General features: G+C 42.1%; 17 protein-coding genes. 14 read left to right on the top strand and 3 right to left on the bottom strand.

Annotated features, from left to right (window positions below; all coding sequences use genetic code 11):
• Window positions 1–10: 10 nt before the first annotated feature.
• On the bottom strand, window positions 11–1,654 hold the full coding sequence (locus O6P32_RS08225) for a diphosphate--fructose-6-phosphate 1-phosphotransferase (protein ID WP_269877868.1): 1,644 nt from the start codon (window positions 1,652–1,654) through the stop codon (window positions 11–13).
• 334 nt (window positions 1,655–1,988) lie between these two features.
• Here O6P32_RS08225 and O6P32_RS08220 point away from each other — a divergent pair, with 334 nt between their 5' ends.
• From O6P32_RS08220 to mnmA, 5 genes are all read left to right on the top strand, one after another.
• Window positions 1,989–2,261, top strand: coding sequence for a hypothetical protein (locus O6P32_RS08220; protein WP_269877867.1), 273 nt, complete (start codon window positions 1,989–1,991; stop codon window positions 2,259–2,261).
• A gap of 5 nt (window positions 2,262–2,266) precedes the next feature.
• Window positions 2,267–2,821 carry a 1-acyl-sn-glycerol-3-phosphate acyltransferase gene (locus O6P32_RS08215; protein WP_269877866.1) on the top strand — a complete coding sequence of 185 codons (555 nt, stop codon included), beginning with the start codon at window positions 2,267–2,269 and terminating at the stop codon, window positions 2,819–2,821.
• Window positions 2,822–2,859: 38 nt separating this feature from the next.
• On the top strand, window positions 2,860–3,186 hold the full coding sequence (locus O6P32_RS08210) for a hypothetical protein (RefSeq protein ID WP_269877865.1): 327 nt from the start codon (window positions 2,860–2,862) through the stop codon (window positions 3,184–3,186).
• A 208-nt stretch (window positions 3,187–3,394) separates the two neighbouring features.
• The gene (locus O6P32_RS08205) at window positions 3,395–5,209 is read left to right on the top strand and encodes a YgiQ family radical SAM protein (RefSeq protein WP_269877864.1); all 1,815 of its coding nucleotides are present in this window, start codon (window positions 3,395–3,397) and stop codon (window positions 5,207–5,209) included.
• Between the two features lie 71 nt (window positions 5,210–5,280).
• Window positions 5,281–6,342, top strand: a complete 1,062-nt coding sequence (mnmA, locus tag O6P32_RS08200; protein WP_269877863.1) for a tRNA 2-thiouridine(34) synthase MnmA — start codon at window positions 5,281–5,283, stop codon at window positions 6,340–6,342.
• A gap of 31 nt (window positions 6,343–6,373) precedes the next feature.
• Here the strand turns inward: mnmA and O6P32_RS08195 are convergent, their stop codons facing one another.
• Window positions 6,374–6,577 (bottom strand): hypothetical protein, encoded by a 204-nt coding sequence (locus tag O6P32_RS08195; RefSeq protein WP_269877862.1) that lies wholly within the window; start codon window positions 6,575–6,577, stop codon window positions 6,374–6,376.
• A 31-nt stretch (window positions 6,578–6,608) separates the two neighbouring features.
• Complete coding sequence (locus O6P32_RS08190; RefSeq protein ID WP_269877860.1) at window positions 6,609–7,673, bottom strand: mannose-1-phosphate guanylyltransferase; 1,065 nt, start codon at window positions 7,671–7,673, stop codon at window positions 6,609–6,611.
• A 158-nt stretch (window positions 7,674–7,831) separates the two neighbouring features.
• Here O6P32_RS08190 and thiD point away from each other — a divergent pair, with 158 nt between their 5' ends.
• From thiD to O6P32_RS08145, 9 genes are all read left to right on the top strand, one after another.
• Window positions 7,832–8,665: a bifunctional hydroxymethylpyrimidine kinase/phosphomethylpyrimidine kinase gene (gene thiD / locus O6P32_RS08185; protein WP_269877858.1), complete on the top strand. Its 834-nt coding sequence runs from the start codon at window positions 7,832–7,834 to the stop codon at window positions 8,663–8,665.
• Window positions 8,666–8,725: 60 nt separating this feature from the next.
• Window positions 8,726–9,613, top strand: a complete 888-nt coding sequence (gene fabD, locus O6P32_RS08180) for an ACP S-malonyltransferase (RefSeq protein ID WP_269877856.1) — start codon at window positions 8,726–8,728, stop codon at window positions 9,611–9,613.
• A 474-nt stretch (window positions 9,614–10,087) separates the two neighbouring features.
• The gene (locus O6P32_RS08175; protein ID WP_178265874.1) at window positions 10,088–10,369 is read left to right on the top strand and encodes a tetratricopeptide repeat protein; all 282 of its coding nucleotides are present in this window, start codon (window positions 10,088–10,090) and stop codon (window positions 10,367–10,369) included.
• A gap of 13 nt (window positions 10,370–10,382) precedes the next feature.
• Complete coding sequence (locus O6P32_RS08170) at window positions 10,383–10,613, top strand: 4Fe-4S dicluster domain-containing protein (protein WP_178265875.1); 231 nt, start codon at window positions 10,383–10,385, stop codon at window positions 10,611–10,613.
• Window positions 10,614–10,732: 119 nt separating this feature from the next.
• On the top strand, window positions 10,733–11,815 hold the full coding sequence (locus O6P32_RS08165) for a 3-methyl-2-oxobutanoate dehydrogenase subunit VorB (RefSeq protein ID WP_178265876.1): 1,083 nt from the start codon (window positions 10,733–10,735) through the stop codon (window positions 11,813–11,815).
• 198 nt (window positions 11,816–12,013) lie between these two features.
• The gene (locus O6P32_RS08160; protein WP_178265878.1) at window positions 12,014–12,781 is read left to right on the top strand and encodes a thiamine pyrophosphate-dependent enzyme; all 768 of its coding nucleotides are present in this window, start codon (window positions 12,014–12,016) and stop codon (window positions 12,779–12,781) included.
• 52 nt (window positions 12,782–12,833) lie between these two features.
• Window positions 12,834–13,376, top strand: coding sequence for a 2-oxoacid:acceptor oxidoreductase family protein (locus O6P32_RS08155; protein ID WP_178265879.1), 543 nt, complete (start codon window positions 12,834–12,836; stop codon window positions 13,374–13,376).
• A gap of 274 nt (window positions 13,377–13,650) precedes the next feature.
• Window positions 13,651–15,750: a putative porin gene (locus O6P32_RS08150; protein WP_269877854.1), complete on the top strand. Its 2,100-nt coding sequence runs from the start codon at window positions 13,651–13,653 to the stop codon at window positions 15,748–15,750.
• 12 nt (window positions 15,751–15,762) lie between these two features.
• On the top strand, window positions 15,763–16,578 hold the full coding sequence (locus tag O6P32_RS08145; protein ID WP_178265881.1) for a transporter substrate-binding domain-containing protein: 816 nt from the start codon (window positions 15,763–15,765) through the stop codon (window positions 16,576–16,578).
• Window positions 16,579–16,592 lie beyond the last annotated feature (14 nt).

The raw sequence follows: 16,592 nt of genomic DNA, 5'->3' as shown, positions 1-16,592 counted from the left end.
GAAACAATTCTTATTTAGCTTGTTCCAACTGCAAAGTCTTAGTCGGCTGGTCGCAAACTTCTGTAGGACCGAAGTACTGGATAGGACCCGGATATACATAAGCAGTTTCCTTAGCCCAAGTTTCACGCTGTGCAGCGAAAGCCTTGAATGGAGCACCATCCAATTTAACCAATGCTTTCTGGATAACTGGTTTCATTTCGCCGTGACGACGTTCCATGTTCATCATCATTGTGATAGGCACACCACCTGCAATCCATTCTTCAGCAGGAGCAGTTGTGTTGCGTACAGATGACATATAACCAGTCTTACCAGCAGCCATCAACATAGAAGCTGTGTAACCCAATGCATAGCAGTAGTCAGCATCGAAGTTAGAAGGAGCAGCACAACGACCTTCGTAACCGAAGAAGTGGTGCTGAGCAGCAAACTTACCTACGTATTTACCTTCTTCTTTCCATGCAGCCAACTTAGTAGCAACCATTTCAGACAACAGTTTTTCAGTTTCGATCAAAGAAACCTGTACGTTTCCGTGTGGGTCACGATCCAAAGACAACTGACGAGCTACACCTTCTGGCAGAGAAGCGTAGATAGCAGAGTTAGCCGGAGACAACTTGCTGATGATGTATTCACGCTGTTTAGAACGTTTGATGTTGTTGAATTCTTCACCATTGTGAGCCAAGAAGTCGTTCAATTCAGCAATCAAGCTCTTCATAGCCGGAATGAATTCGATCAAACCTTCCGGAATCAATACTGTACCGAAGTTGTTGCCAGCAGCAGCACGGTCAGCTACTACCTGAGCGATGTAAGTCACTACATCGTCCAAAGACATATTCTTAGCTTCAACTTCTTCAGAGATGATACATACGTTAGGCTGAACCTGCAAAGCACATTCCAATGCAATGTGAGAAGCTGAACGACCCATCAACTTGATGAAGTGCCAGTATTTGCGTGCTGAGTTACAGTCGCGCTGGATGTTACCGATTACTTCAGCGTAAGTCTTACAAGCAGTATCGAAACCGAATGAAGTTTCAATCATATCGTTCTTCAAGTCACCGTCGATAGTCTTAGGACAACCGATTACCTGTACACCATAGTTCTTAGCTGCATAGTATTCAGCCAATACACAAGCGTTAGTATTAGAGTCGTCACCACCGATAATAACCAAAGCTTTGATACCCAGCTCTTTCAAGATTTCATAACCTTTTTCGAACTGTTCTTCTTTTTCCAATTTAGTACGGCCAGAACCAATGATATCGAAACCACCAGTGTTACGGTATTCATCGATAATGTCAGAAGTCAATTCAATATATTTGTGATCAACCAAACCGCCAGGACCCAAGATGAAACCGTACAGTTTGTTAGCTGGATTCAATTTCTTGATACCATCGAACAAACCAGAGATTACGTTGTGTCCGCCCGGAGCCTGACCACCAGACAAGATTACACCTACATTCATAGGAGCATGTTCAGTAGCTTCACCTTCTACAAACTTGATCAACGGCATACCGTAAGTATTCGGGAACAAAGCTTTAATAGCTTCCTGGTCAGCTACAGACTGAGTCGGTTCTCCTTCCTGTACCTTTACTGCACCTTTCAGCGCTTTAGGCAATTTAGGCTGATAAGCAGCTCTTGCAATTTGTAATGCACTTTTTGTCATAATTGTATTATTATATAATAAGATGTAAATAATTCTACGTCTGTGCAAATTTCGTGTTTTTTTCGGAAATATAAAAGAATCCGAAGAACTTTTCTTCAATTCAAAAAAGCCGTTACAAAGGTTTCCTGCCGAAGACATTTTATATCCTCTTTATCCCTACATCATACAAAATCAGAATAACAATCAGATTCTTTCCTGCTACATACCGTCTCCAATTATAAAAGCACATGGAAAATACAAGCATATAAAACTGTAATTAATAGGAATTGTCGAGCAAAAAGGTTATCTTTACCCCCGAAACAAACTTATTATAAACTTCTAAAAACTTACAACTATGGCTAATAGAAGAAACTTAAAGAAAAATGTTAACTATATCTCAGACCTGGTAGCAGGCTTATGTATCGTAGAAAGCATGAATGCAAAAGAAGAAAACAGAGAAGCAATCAGCCAGCTGTTTTTGCAAATCGTAAACTTAAGAAGAGATATCATCAGCCGTATCAGCCATACTGAACCGGGAAGTGTAAAGGTATTCTACAAGAAACTGAAAAGCGACTTCAATACAGAAGTGGAAGCAATATTCAAAAAATTAGAAGAATTGGGTAAATAATACGAATGAAACAAACTATTTGCCGGTTTATCTACCAAAAAGTGTTAGGCTGGAAAGCTGAAGTCAATGTTCCGGACTTCGACAAGTGTATTATCTGCGCAGCTCCTCATACCACCAATTGGGACTTGTTCATCGGCAAGCTTTTCATTAGCTCGATAGGGCGTGAATCCGGCTTTATGATGAAGAAAGAATGGTTTTTCTTTCCTTTGGGAATTCTGTTCCGATGGATGGGGGGAATACCTGTACACCGCAGCAAACGCACTTCGATGGTAGATCAGATTATCCAACAAATAAAAAAGAGCGAAAAGTTTCATTTAGCAATTACACCGGAAGGAACACGTTCTGCAAATCCAGAATGGAAAAAAGGCTTTTACTACATTGCATTAGGAGCTCAGATCCCCATTGTCCTGATTGGTATCGACTACGAGAAAAAATGTATTTCTGCTAATAAATACTTGATTCCAAGTGGAGATATTGAGAAAGACATGCGAGAAATAAAACTCTACTTCAAGCATTTTAAAGGTAAGCATCCGGAGAAATTTGCATTAGGTGAAATTTAACTTGTTCATCCGTACACTAACTTAAAAACTGAAAAGTCATGTACACAATACAAGCCAATCCATCGGGTACACGTTCCATCGAGGTATCGGATGCCCATCTGCAGACCATCGAGAAGTATTCTCTGTTCCAACAGTTGATAGACAGCAATGGTATTGTAGACGAAAGCGTGCTCGACAAATTAAAACTGAACATACGTTCTCTGATTTCATCAATGGAAGGAAACAGCAAGGATTTGCTGGACTTATGCATTGATGTAATTTACCATAACAATATGAAAGCATTCGGCTTACACCAACTGATTATGCTTTATATTAAATGGGAAGAAGAAAAGGAAGACAATAATACTGCTTCTGCCACAGAGTAAAAGAAATACAAAAAGATTAAGGAGTTAAGAAAAACAAGCAGTCAGAAAAGAAAAGAGAAACACACAGTGAGACCAATACATGGCACAAAGCAATGTATCGGGAAATCCAGTTGTTCACCTCCTTGCTTTTTGACTACTTCAAATTCTTAACTCCTTAATTGCTGAAAAGATATTCAGGATATTCATCAACCTTCAAACAATCAAAACATTGAAAGAGTATAAGCTAACCGACTGGTTGCCTACAACCAAAAAAGAAATAGAGCTAAGAGGATGGACAGAACTCGATGTCATCCTGTTCAGTGGAGATGCTTACGTAGACCATCCGTCGTTCGGAGCAGCAGTTATCGGAAGAATGCTGGAATCGCAGGGACTGCGTGTAGCCATTGTACCCCAACCTAACTGGCGAGACGATTTACGCGACTTCAAAAAGCTGGGACGCCCCCGTCTGTTTTTCGGTGTATCTGCCGGATGCATGGACAGCATGGTCAATAAATACACAGCCAACAAACGACTTCGAAGCGAAGATGCTTATACTCCCGACGGACGCCATGACATGCGTCCGGAATATCCGAGTATTGTCTATACCCAAATACTAAAGAAACTTTACCCGGACGTACCGGTTGTATTGGGAGGAATAGAAGCTTCCCTGCGCCGACTGACTCATTACGACTACTGGGAAGATAAAGTACGTCCTTCTATCTTGCTTGAATCGGGAGCAGACTTGCTGATTTATGGCATGGGAGAAAAACCACTTACCGACTTGTGCAAGCATCTGCACCATTCACCGGAATTACCGAAAGATTTACCGCAAACAGCTTATCTGTGTCCGAGCAAGGAATTCTCTCCACAAGAAGGAGACCTGCGTCTTTTCTCCCACGAAGATTGTTTGAAAGACAAGAAGAAACAGGCCGAAAACTTCCGACACATAGAAGAAGAGTCCAACAAATACGAAGCGGCTCGTATCTGGCAGGAAACCGGCAATCAGGTAGTGGTAGTGAACCCTCCTTACCCACCGATGACACAAGGTGAACTGGATATGTCATTCGACCTTCCTTACACCCGCTTGCCGCATCCAAAATACAAAGGAAAGCGGATTCCGGCTTTCGAAATGATTAAATTCTCCGTCAACATTCACCGTGGATGTTTCGGAGGATGTGCTTTTTGTACCATCTCTGCACATCAGGGTAAATTTATTGTCAGCCGCAGCAAGGAAAGTATCTTGCGCGAGGTAAAAGCTATCACCGAAATGCCCGACTTCAAAGGCTATTTGAGTGATTTAGGGGGACCGTCTGCCAATATGTACATGATGCGCGGACGAGACGAGAAGATGTGCCGGCGCTGCAAGCGTCCTTCGTGCATTCACCCGAAAGTATGCCCTAACCTGAATACAGACCACCGCCCGTTGCTCGACATTTACAAATCGGTAGATGCATTACCCGGTATCAAGAAGAGCTTTATCGGAAGCGGAGTACGCTACGACTTACTGCTTCACGAAAGCAAAGACCCCGCTGTAAACCAAAGCACTGCACAGTATACCCGAGAACTTATTGCCCGCCACGTGAGCGGACGACTGAAAGTGGCACCGGAACATACAAGCGACCGTGTTTTGTACCTCATGCGAAAACCGCCTTTCGAGCAGTTCCAGCGGTTCAAACGAATCTTCGACAAGCTGAACAAAGAATTAAATCTGCGCCAGCAGATTATTCCCTACTTCATCAGCAGTCATCCCGGATGCACGGAAGAAGACATGGCCGAACTGGCTGTAATTACCAAGCGGCTGGATTTCCATCTGGAACAAGTACAGGACTTTACTCCTACTCCGATGACCGTAGCCACCGAAGCATGGTATACCGGCTTCCATCCTTACACACTCGAACCGGTATTCTCTGCCAAGACTCCCAAAGAAAAGCTGGCACAGCGCATGTTCTTCTTCTGGTACAAGCCGGAAGAGAGAAGAGCCATTATCAGCGAACTTAAGCGCATTGGCAGAAGCGATCTGATAGACAAGCTGTACGGAAGATAAATATCCCCTAAATAGGGTATTTCCATTCCCGGCAAAGTAGTGTACCTTTGCGGCTAACAAAAAACAGATTTATGAATATAGCCGCACTTATTTCTGGAGGTGTAGACAGCGCCGTAGGGGTACACTTGCTTTGCGAACAAGGTTATAAGCCCGACCTTTTCTATATCAAGATAGGAATGGATACCGACGAGAGCTTAAGTTGCACAGCCGAAGAAGACATCGAACTGGCTTCGGCAACTGCAAGAAAATACGGGCTGAAATTCGACATCGTAGACCTCCAGAAAGAATATTGGGAAAATGTAGTTGCATACACTATCGATAAGGTAAAGCAAGGCTTTACCCCAAATCCGGATGTGATGTGCAACAAACTTATAAAATTCGGATGCTTTGAAAAGAAAGTGGGATATGCCTACGACCAAACCATGACCGGACACTATGCCACAACCTGTAGGATAGACGGGCGCACATGGCTGGCCACAGCAAAAGATCCGGTAAAAGACCAGACCGACTTTCTTGCACAGATAGACTACTTGCAGGTTTCCAAACTATTATTTCCTTTAGGAGAATATACCAAGCAAGAGATACGCCGCATAGCCCAACAGGTCAAACTGCCCAGTGCACAGCGAAAAGACAGCCAAGGCATCTGTTTCCTGGGAAAAATCAATTATAACGACTTTATCCGCCGTTTTTTAGGCGAACGTCAGGGAGATATCATTGAGTTGGAAACAGGAAAGAAACTGGGTACACACAAAGGATTTTGGTTTCATACCATCGGACAAAGAAAAGGACTGGGATTGAGTGGAGGACCTTATTTTGTAGTCGACAAAGATACCACCCAAAACATACTCTATGTATCGAAAGGATACGATACAGAAAAACAATACGGCCATCACTTCAAACTCCAGGACTTCCATTTTATTACCTGCAACCCGTTTACCCCCGACAAAGAAGAAAGAATCTGCTTCAAAATCCGGCACACGGATACATTCCACACCGGCAAGCTCATCAAGTCCGAACACGGCTACCTCGTAGAAAGCGACCAGAAACTTCAGGGTATTGCTCCCGGACAATTCGGAGTGGTATACGATGCACAGGCACACTTATGTATCGGCAGCGGAGAAATCAGATTATAATATCCGCAGCACACGACACAGGGAAAAAGCTTCAATCGCCACCGTCGGCTACACAGCCACCGTCGGCGAATCCAAATCCGACGACGTCGATTGTACAGCCAGCGTCGTTGATTACAGAACAAGAACAGCATTGCACATACTTCCCATTAAAGATACAATGCAAACACTTATTCCATAAAAAAAGTTGAAACAATAAAGATCCGGCTGTTCCAAAATCGCCAGCCTCAATCTTCATTGTTTCAACTCCTTACTATATTATCTATCGTTTATTCCTCTGAGAACGTTTTGATACGCTGCTCCTCGGTCAGACGGCAAATCAGCAAAGTATCATTTTTCTCTGCTACAATATATCCGTCTAATCCCTGAATGACAACTTTTTTCTCCTGAGTAGTATGCACAATACAGTTACGAGTTTCATGCAACTTGATATTCTCTCCTACACATACATTATTATGTGCATCCTTTTTGGAGTTCTCATGCAGCGAGCCCCAGGTTCCCAAATCACTCCATCCGAATGAAGCAGGAAAAACGAATATCTCATCAGCCTTTTCCATTACCGCATAGTCTATAGAGATATTCTCACACATCGGGAACAGTTCATTCACCATTTCCTGCTCTTTTTCTGTATGGTAATAAGGAATCATCCGTTCGAATATCTCTGCAATAGGTGGCTGATACACCCGCATTGCATTGACTATGGTATTCACATTCCATATAAAAATTCCGGCATTCCAGAAGAAATTGTTATGCTGCACATAACGGCGGGCAGTTTCCAAATCCGGCTTTTCCTTAAAGGCATCTACACGATAAATTTCTTTATTCGAAGGAGAAGCCATCGACATATCCGCTTCGATATATCCATATCCGGTTTCCGGTCGTGTAGCCTTCATTCCCAAAGTCACAATCGCATCCGAATCGGCAGTAAACTTCATGGCCGAAGTTATCACTCTTGCAAATTCTCTGGAATCCATTACGATATGATCGCTGGGAGTCACCACAATATTGGCTTTAGGATTCAAGGTTTTGATTTTCCAGCTGACATAAGCAATACAAGGAGCCGTATTTCTGCGGCAAGGCTCCAGCAAGACATGACCTTCCGGCATATCGGGCAACTGTTCCTTTACTATATCTTCGTATTGGGCAGAAGTGACTACCCATACATTTTCAGGTAAACAAATTCCTTTAAAACGGTCTACAGTAAGTTGAAGCAGAGTTTTTCCACATCCCAATATATCAATAAACTGCTTGGGAAGTTTTTCTGTACTCATCGGCCAAAACCGGCTGCCAACCCCTCCTGCCATTATTACCAAATGATTATTGTTCAAGTTCATATAAGCTATATTCTTTTGGTTTTTGCAAATATAGAGAATTATTGATTAGTTTTCCTTTTTTTTACATTTTTATTCGTGACTCTCACTCAAGATAAGGTTTACCTTGCAAAACTTACACATTCTTTTTACTTTTGTCTTTCAACTATAAAGAAAAAAACATGCTACATTATCCTTGTATATTAACAATTGCAGGTTCCGACTGTAGCGGCGGAGCCGGCATACAGGCCGATATCAAAGCCATTTCTGCGTTGGGAGCTTATGCTGCCAGTGCCATCACAGCCATTACCGTACAAAATACCTGTGGAGTATCCGACATACATCCCATTCCGGCACAATATGTAAAAGGACAAATCGATGCCGTCATGACCGACATTCGTCCGCAAGCTATCAAAATAGGAATGATTAATGATGTGGAAATTGTAAAGGTAATAGCCGATGCCATCCGCAAATATAAGCCTGCCCACGTGGTACTCGATCCGGTCATGGTATCGACAAGCGGCTGCAAACTCATCGAAGACAAAGCCATAGAGGCACTTACCCGCGAACTGATTCCACTGGCTACTCTTATCACCCCCAATCTGCGCGAAGCCGAAGTACTTGCCGGCTGTCCGATAAAAACAGTAGAAGATATGAAACAGACAGCAGACCGCCTGCTGGAATATCAATGTCAGGCCGTATTAATCAAAGGCGGACATCTGGAAGAAGGAGACATGTGCGATGTGCTTAAGACTAGTCAACAGCCAGAGCCGTATCTTTTTACAGCCCCTAAAGTAGAAAGTAAAAACACCCATGGCACCGGATGTACGTTATCGTCGGCCATTGCAACCTTCCTTGCTTTAGGAAATTCCACGGAAGAGGCTGTAAAGAAGGCAAAAGAATATGTGTATCAGGGAATTGTATCTGGAAAAGATATTCACATCGGCGAAGGACACGGTCCTCTGAATCATTTCCACTCCCCGGTGGCAATGCACATTTTAAGTCAAAATGAGTAATTATTCAAAAGAATCATTACCTTTGCAAGTAGTATAACTTTAATTAAAAACAAAAAACTTATGAAAGCATTTGTATTTCCCGGACAAGGTGCCCAGTTTGTAGGAATGGGAAAAGACTTGTACGAAAACTCACCTTTAGCTAAAGAATTATTTGAAAAGGCAAACGATATTTTAGGTTACCGCATTACTGATATCATGTTCGAAGGCACAGACGAGGACTTGCGCCAGACAAAAGTAACACAGCCTGCAGTATTCCTTCACTCAGTAATTTCTGCATTGTGCATGGGCGACAAGTTCCAGCCTGAAATGACAGCCGGCCACTCTTTAGGAGAATTTTCTGCATTGGTTGCAGCCGGAGCATTGTCATTCGAAGATGGGTTGAAACTGGTTTATGCTCGTGCAATGGCTATGCAAAAAGCATGCGAAGCACAACCATCTACAATGGCAGCTATCATCGCATTGCCTGATGAAAAAGTAGAAGAAATCTGTGCATCAGTAGCAGCAGAAGGTGAAGTTTGTGTTGCAGCCAACTACAACTGCCCGGGACAGATTGTTATTTCAGGTTCTATCGAGGGTATCAACAAAGCTTGCGAACTGATGAAAGCTGCCGGAGCAAAACGTGCACTTCCTCTGAAAGTAGGTGGTGCTTTCCACTCTCCATTGATGGAGCCTGCAAAAGTTGAGTTGGAAGCAGCAATCAATGCTACAGAATTCCACACTCCCAAATGCCCTGTTTACCAGAATGTAGATGCCAAACCTTATACAGACCCAGCTCAGATTAAAGCGAATCTGGTAGCTCAGCTGACCGCTTCTGTACGTTGGACACAGACTGTACAAAACATGATTGCCGACGGTGCAGATGAATTTACAGAATGCGGACCGGGTGCCGTACTGCAAGGTCTTATCAAGAAAATCAATAAAGAAGCTAACGCACACGGTATCGAATAAATTTAAGACATGCACTTATAATTTATAAGCATACAATCTTCAGAACTCCTCTTGTCTGTGAGTAAAATCCATTTTTCAAGCCCCAGACAAGAGGAGTTTTTTATTCCAATTTCAATTTGAAAGTATTGCTTTCTTGCATTAATTTACCTTTCATATACTCCTCTTCCACATCCTCCATTATCTTCTATACATATCTCCTTACTTCGCCATAGTTCTAACCGGTAAATCATTGTCTTTACAGACATACCTATACATTTTTCATACAAATGTGTATACAATACGCTTACATAGTTACATAAACAATCTTTCCAATTGCAACATTTCACCGGTATATACAAACATTTATAATACAATATATTACAATCATTGACTAAAATTATTTTCCAGTTTTCAGGAGGATTTTACCAGAAAAAATCATTTTAGTAAAAAATAAAACATACCTTTGTAAGGAAACAAACTAACGGTTTCATAACCATGAAAGAAAGATTGCAACAGCTCAAAACACTGATTAATGAAGGACAAACCGAAGCCGCCATCAGCGAGCTCAACCTACTGACAACTTCAGCTTCTGATACCATCGCTGCAGAGGCTTACTATCTGCTGGGAAATGCCTATCGAAAGCAAGGAAACTGGCAACAGGCTTTAAATCATTATCAGGAAGCAATTCATCTGAATCCGGAAAGTCCTGCTATGGAAGCACGCGCAATGGTTATGGACATCCTTAATTTCTATAATAAAGATATGTTTAATCAATAAGAAAGGTAATCTTATGGCTAAAATGAAAGGTGTGGTAGTAGTGAATACCGAACGCTGCAAAGGATGCAACTTGTGTGTTGTGGCATGTCCATTGCATGTATTATCACTCACCGCCAAAGTAAATCAGAAAGGATATAATTATGTTCAGCAGGTAGTAGAAGATACTTGCAACGGATGTACTTCATGTGCAATTGTATGCCCGGATGGCTGTCTGACGGTATACAGAGCAAAAAGTGAAGAATAGTTTTCTTACGTTTTACTTCCCTGTATGAATCTGCATAGAAATCGGATAGTCCCCATGAAATACAGGAACAGACCTAAGAATCCAATAACTTTAAAACTATAACTAATAAACTCAAAAATATGGCAGAAGAAGTAGTTCTAATGAAAGGTAACGAAGCCATTGCTCATGCAGCTATACGCATCGGTGTAGACGGCTATTTCGGTTACCCTATCACTCCCCAATCAGAAGTATTGGAAACTCTTGCCGAACAGAAGCCTTGGGAAACCACCGGAATGGTCGTTCTTCAGGCCGAAAGTGAAGTTGCAGCAATCAATATGGTATATGGAGGTGCAGGAAGCGGAAAAATGGTCATGACATCCTCTTCAAGCCCTGGTGTCAGTCTGAAACAAGAGGGTATCTCTTACATTGCTGGCGCCGAATTGCCTTGTCTTATCGTCAATGTCATGCGTGGAGGTCCCGGACTGGGAACCATTCAGCCCAGTCAAGCCGATTATTTTCAAACTACTAAAGGAGGAGGTCACGGCGACTATCATCTGATAGCACTGGCTCCGGCATCGGTACAGGAAATGGCAGACTTTGTAGGTCTGGCTTTCGACCTTGCTTTTAAATATCGTAATCCGGCAATGATTCTGGCCGATGGAGTAATCGGACAAATGATGGAAAAAGTAGTATTGCCAGCTCCCCGTCCACGCCGTACAGAAGCAGAAATCATCGAACAATGCCCATGGGCTACTACCGGATGCAACAACCGTAAACCGAATATCATCACTTCATTGGAACTTGATCCTGCTATCATGGAACAACGCAACCTCCATCTACAGGAAAAATACGCTGCTATCGAAGCTAATGAGGTTCGCTACGAAGAATTGAACTGCGAAGATGCCGAATACCTGATTGTGGCTTTTGGTTCATGTGCCCGTATTGCGCAGAAGTCTATGGAACACGCTCGTGAAGAAGGTATCAAAGTAGGTCTTTTCCGTCCCATCACTCTTTGGCCATTCCCAAGCAAAGCACTGCAAGAAAGAAGCAAACAGGTGAAAGGAATTCTTGTAGTAGAATTGAACAGCGGACAGATGATTGAAGATGTAGAACTGGCTGTAAGATGCAATGTTCCGGTTGCACACTTCGGACGTTTGGGTGGTATTGTACCCGATCCGGATGAAGTAATCGATGCACTAAAAGAAAAATTCATTAACAAGTAAGACCCATGAACAACATCGACAAAATCAGAAACGTTTTGAACATCTTGTTCATGATTGGAGCAGTTGCTTCCATTATACTCTATTTTTCCTTGGGAGACGACAAAAGCATCTTTTTCTACGTATGCGGTGCTTCTTTATTCCTAAAAATGATGGAATTTGTACTCCGTTTCTTACTACGATAACTCAGGAGGTAAAAGTATGACAAAAGAAGAAATAATGAAACCCGAGAATCTGGTTTACCAGAAGCCTCGCTTGTTAAACGATAATCCCATGCACTACTGCCCGGGATGTAGCCACGGCGTAGTACACAAACTTATAGCCGAAGTAATTGAAGAAATGGGTATGGCCGACAAAACTGTAGGTATCAGTCCTGTAGGTTGTGCCGTATTTATGTATAACTACTTGGATATCGACTGTCAGGAAGCAGCTCACGGACGTGCACCGGCTTTAGCTTCTGCCATCAAACGTCTGTGGCCGGACCGCCTTGTCTTCACTTATCAGGGAGACGGTGACTTGGCCTGCATCGGTACAGCAGAAACGATTCATGCACTGAACCGTGGAGAAAACATCACCATCATTTTCATCAACAATGCAATCTACGGAATGACCGGTGGACAGATGGCTCCTACTACACTATTAGGTATGAAGACTGCGACTTGTCCTTACGGACGTATTCCGGAAATTCATGGTTATCCGTTGAAAATGACAGAAATTGCTGCCACATTAGAAGGAACCTGCTATGTTACCCGCCAGTCTGTCCATACAGTTGCTGCTATCCGAAAAGCCAAAAAAGCCATTCGTAAAGCCTTCGAAAACTCCATGCAAGGCAAAGGCTCTAACTTGGTAGAAATCGTTTCAACTTGTAACTCAGGATGGAAGATGACTCCGGATGCAGCCAATAAATGGATGGAAGCAAATATGTTCCCATTCTATCCATTGGGCGACTTGAAAGATACAACTCTGTAAACTTGTATTTGACATAGACGCGCCAAGAACATAACCTAAAAAATCAAGAAGTATGAAAGAAGAAATTATCATAGCCGGCTTCGGAGGGCAAGGAGTCTTGTCGATGGGAAAGATACTGGCATACTCCGGACTGATGGAAAACAAAGAAGTAACCTGGATGCCTGCTTACGGCCCTGAACAACGAGGCGGAACCGCCAATGTAACAGTTATCGTAAGTGATGAACGCATCTCCTCTCCTATCCTCAGTAAATATGATACTGCCATTATCTTGAACCAGCCTTCACTGGCCAAGTTTGAAGACAAGGTTAAACCAGGCGGAGTACTGATCTACGACGGATACGGTATTATCAATCCTCCTACCCGTAAAGATATCCATGTATACCGCATTGACGCCATGGATGAAGCCAATGAACGTAAAATGGCCAAGACATTCAATATGATTGTGTTAGGCGGATTGCTGAAGATACGTCCAGTAGTATCTATTGAAAGTGTAATCAAAGCATTACATAAAACCTTACCGGAACGTCATCATCATCTGATTCCGATGAATGAAGAAGCCATTCACATTGGTATGGATATCATCAAAGAAGTGTAAAAAGACTTTATACAATCATTAAAAAGTGACCGTTTTATCATCACATAAGAGTGAGGAAACGGCCACTTTTCTTTTAAAAAGCACACACATCATTCTATCCTCCTTATCTTCTCTCCTGCTCACTCTTTGTGTTTTTTCATAGATAAAATACAATTATTTTGTCTACAACACAACAACTACATCTCTTCTCTTTCAGTTTCATTTGTTTTTTTATATTATTACTCTGCTATTCACCTATTTCTTTTCATTTTTATATTGTATCTTTGTCAACATTATGAGGAAGATACTTTTTATAACCCTATTGATATTGATTAGCGGAAAAATTGCCGCACAAGTTCCTGTCCAAAACCAATTCAGTCAGTTTGGTAGTTCTGCTTCAGGCATGGACGGAAATCTATATGACCGTAACGGAAATCCTATAGATACCACAGCTGTGATTGATGCCAGCACTATACCTATCGGACTTTCTTCGTGGACTATTGACGAGCGATTCGGAATCATCACAGAAGTTCCGGTAGATACTTTGTTGTATAACTTCCAGAATACAAACGATACTGGAGGTCCAACAGGACATTACACATACTTAGGAAACTTAGGTTCTCCACGCATCTCTCATGTCTTTTTTGAACGTAAAGACCCCAGCCAACTGTTCTTTACCGACCCGTATGACTTTACTGTACGGACTCCACAAGATGTAGTATATACAAACACAAAATCTCCTTTCTCCAATCTGACCTACTACAAGCAAGGAGGTGGAGAATATGGTGAAGAACGTTTCAAAGCTTATTTTGCAGTCAATGCCAACAAACGTTTGGGATTCGGCTTTAATATCGACTATACGTACGGACGAGGCAAATACCAACACCAGTCTACAGCTCTCTTCAACGGAAATCTTTTTGCATACTATAGAGGAGACAAGTATAATATGCACTTCAGTTTCATCAACGATAATCTGAAAGTGGCAGAAAACGGTGGTATTACAGACGACCATTACATCACCAAGCCGGAACAGATTGGAGATGGCCAAAAACTTGATGCTTCAGAAATTCCGGTCAATTTTGAAAGTATCTGGAACCACAACACAGGATATCATGGCTTTTTAACCCACCGCTACAACCTTGGGTTCTACCGTGACAATCCAGATAAGAACGATACAATCAACACTGAGATTTTTGTGCCTGTAACCAGCTTCATACATACATTGAAGGTGGACATGAATCGTCGTAAATACATTTCTCAAGACGAAACTAAAAATCAGTCGTATTTTGAAAACAACTTCCTCAGCCCGGACAACACAGATATCACCAAACAGCTGATTGTAAAAAACACATTAGGATTATCACTTCTAGAAGGCTTCAATAAATGGGCAAAAGCCGGACTAACAGCCTTCGTAAGTCACGAATACCGTCGTTTTACCATGACAGATACCATAGCAGACAATCCCGGACAGCGTATTCAAACCGATTACGTGGAAAATGTCGTATCTGTAGGAGGACAATTAATAAAAGAACAAGGAAAGACACTTCATTACAATGTAACCGGTGAAGTAGCTTTATTGGGTGAAGATATAGGACAATTCCAGATAGAAGGAACCGGAGACTTGAATTTCCGATTGTTCAATGATACAGTACGCCTGGAAGCCAATGCCTATATAAAAAATCTGAATCCGGTATTCTACTACCGACACTTCCACTCCAAACACTATTGGTGGGATCAGGATTTGTCGAAGATTATGCGTACACGTATTGAAGGTAAACTTAGCATAGACCACTGGAAAACCCAGTTACGTGCAGGTGTAGAAAACATCACCAACTATACCTATTTAGACAACACATCAGTAAAATATACAGCAACCACTGAAGAGAAAGAAACCGTGACATACAAAAATGACTTGGCTGTCCGTCAGCACTCTGGAAATATTCAGATTCTTAGTGCCAGCTTACGCCAAGACTTCAAATGGGGTATCCTGCATCTCGACAATGAAATTACTTATCAGAAATCGAGCAACCAAAATGTACTCCCTTTACCCGACCTGTCACTATACCATAACCTTTACCTCCGTTTTGGCCTTGCCAAAAAGGTATTAAAGGTAGAATTGGGTGCCGATGTACGCTATTTCACTAAATACTACGCACCCGATTATGCTCCGGCAATCGGACAGTTCTATCTGCAAAATCCGGAAACACGCTATAAAGTGGGGGGATATCCTTTGGTAAATGCCTATTTGAACCTGCACTTGAAGCGTACACGTATTTTCCTGAATATGTACAATTTGATACAAGGAGATATGGGTGGAGGCTATTTCACAGCTCCTCATTACCCATTGAATCCGCGCTCACTCAAATTTGGACTTTCATGGAATTTCTTCGACTAAGCAGTATGTACTATGAACAAAAAATTACTGAAATATATCCTGATAGGTATAACCATATCAATATGTATTATCTTGCTGGGTACGCGTAAAGAAAGAAAAGAAAATTCTCCAGCCCCACGAGATTATGCAGAAATTATAAAAGAAGGTGTACTCCGTGCCGTTACAGAATATAATTCGGTAAGCTATCATATTATAAACGATACGATAGAAGGATTTGACTATGCACTGCTTCATGCCTTTGCACAAGACAAAGGCATAAAGTTGGAGATTACTCCCGAAATGAGCTTTGAAAAAAGATTGCAAGGCATACTTGAAGGAAAATACGATCTACTTGCCACAGGTACATTAGTCAATACCCAGTCAAAAGACTCCCTGCTTTTTACCCAAACACTGATACTAAGCAAACAAGTGCTGGTACAACGGAAGAAAGAAACAGACAGTCTGTATATAGACAACCAACTGGAACTGGCACACAAGACTTTGCACGTGATCAAAAACTCTCCGGCTTTGCTTCGCATTCACAACCTGATGGAAGAAATAGCCGACACAATCTACATAGAAGAGGTTGAACTCTACGGTGCAGAACAACTGCTGGCTATGGTCTCCGAAGGTGACATCGATTATGCCGTATGCGATGAAAACATTGCGAAAAGTGCGCTTGCCGATTTTCCGAACCTCGACATCAGCACCTACATCAGTTTTACTCAATTTTATGCCTGGGGAGTAAACAAACATTCCCCCGTCTTACTCGACAGTTTAAACAGTTGGCTGAACAGCTATATGGAAACTAAAGAGTACCAAAAGCTTTACAAAAAGTATTTTCATTAAACATTCTTGTTACT

Origin of the sequence: Phocaeicola acetigenes (genome assembly GCF_027529745.1) — a bacterium.
Taxonomy (GTDB): Bacteria; Bacteroidota; Bacteroidia; order Bacteroidales; family Bacteroidaceae; genus Phocaeicola; species Phocaeicola acetigenes.
This window is presented reverse-complemented; position numbering and strand designations above follow the sequence as displayed.

Excerpts from the sequence above, each read along its gene's own strand:
- O6P32_RS08155 (WP_178265879.1), top strand. The coding sequence starts at position 12,834 with ATGAAAGAAGAAATTATCATAGCCGGCTTCGGAGGGCAAGGAGTCTTG.
- mnmA (WP_269877863.1), top strand. The coding sequence starts at position 5,281 with ATGAATATAGCCGCACTTATTTCTGGAGGTGTAGACAGCGCCGTAGGG.
- O6P32_RS08195 (WP_269877862.1), bottom strand. The coding sequence starts at position 6,577 with ATGAAGATTGAGGCTGGCGATTTTGGAACAGCCGGATCTTTATTGTTT.
- O6P32_RS08165 (WP_178265876.1), top strand. The coding sequence starts at position 10,733 with ATGGCAGAAGAAGTAGTTCTAATGAAAGGTAACGAAGCCATTGCTCAT.
- O6P32_RS08145 (WP_178265881.1), top strand. The coding sequence starts at position 15,763 with ATGAACAAAAAATTACTGAAATATATCCTGATAGGTATAACCATATCA.
- O6P32_RS08190 (WP_269877860.1), bottom strand. The coding sequence starts at position 7,673 with ATGAACTTGAACAATAATCATTTGGTAATAATGGCAGGAGGGGTTGGC.
- O6P32_RS08215 (WP_269877866.1), top strand. The coding sequence starts at position 2,267 with ATGAAACAAACTATTTGCCGGTTTATCTACCAAAAAGTGTTAGGCTGG.
- O6P32_RS08160 (WP_178265878.1), top strand. The coding sequence starts at position 12,014 with ATGACAAAAGAAGAAATAATGAAACCCGAGAATCTGGTTTACCAGAAG.
- thiD (WP_269877858.1), top strand. The coding sequence starts at position 7,832 with ATGCTACATTATCCTTGTATATTAACAATTGCAGGTTCCGACTGTAGC.
- O6P32_RS08175 (WP_178265874.1), top strand. The coding sequence starts at position 10,088 with ATGAAAGAAAGATTGCAACAGCTCAAAACACTGATTAATGAAGGACAA.
- O6P32_RS08220 (WP_269877867.1), top strand. The coding sequence starts at position 1,989 with ATGGCTAATAGAAGAAACTTAAAGAAAAATGTTAACTATATCTCAGAC.
- O6P32_RS08225 (WP_269877868.1), bottom strand. The coding sequence starts at position 1,654 with ATGACAAAAAGTGCATTACAAATTGCAAGAGCTGCTTATCAGCCTAAA.
- fabD (WP_269877856.1), top strand. The coding sequence starts at position 8,726 with ATGAAAGCATTTGTATTTCCCGGACAAGGTGCCCAGTTTGTAGGAATG.
- O6P32_RS08170 (WP_178265875.1), top strand. The coding sequence starts at position 10,383 with ATGGCTAAAATGAAAGGTGTGGTAGTAGTGAATACCGAACGCTGCAAA.
- O6P32_RS08210 (WP_269877865.1), top strand. The coding sequence starts at position 2,860 with ATGTACACAATACAAGCCAATCCATCGGGTACACGTTCCATCGAGGTA.
- O6P32_RS08150 (WP_269877854.1), top strand. The coding sequence starts at position 13,651 with ATGAGGAAGATACTTTTTATAACCCTATTGATATTGATTAGCGGAAAA.